Annotated in this window: 1 protein-coding gene; it reads right to left on the bottom strand. The window is 38.7% G+C overall.

What is annotated here, in order from left to right:
- Nucleotides 1-124: 124 nt before the first annotated feature.
- Nucleotides 125-310, bottom strand: a 186-nt coding sequence (locus SB764_RS39130) for an aldehyde dehydrogenase family protein (RefSeq protein ID WP_410866631.1), incomplete at its 5' end; no start/stop codon positions are given.

The raw sequence follows: 310 nt of genomic DNA on the forward strand, positions 1-310 counted from the left end.
TAAATCATTTATGGAGTAGTAAAGATGAATTAGTCAATTCCTGAATCAGCTCTTGTAATAATGACTACTTTACCCACTAATAGTAAACTGATTGTATTTATCGTATGTATTTTTATGTAAATAACTATGATCCTATGTACGTTATAATAGATTTACTTTCAGTATAGGCACTAAGAGGATCCGGTCCCATTTCCCTACCAATTCCGGATTGCTTATATCCACCCCACGGAGATGGACCGTCCAGTATCGGTCCGGTATTCATCCAGATCATTCCAGCCTGAATACGTTCAGCAAAACGGTTGGCGCGTCC

Origin of the sequence: Paraburkholderia sp. SIMBA_027 (assembly GCF_046535315.1) — a bacterium.
Taxonomy (GTDB): Bacteria; Pseudomonadota; Gammaproteobacteria; order Burkholderiales; family Burkholderiaceae; genus Paraburkholderia; species Paraburkholderia tropica.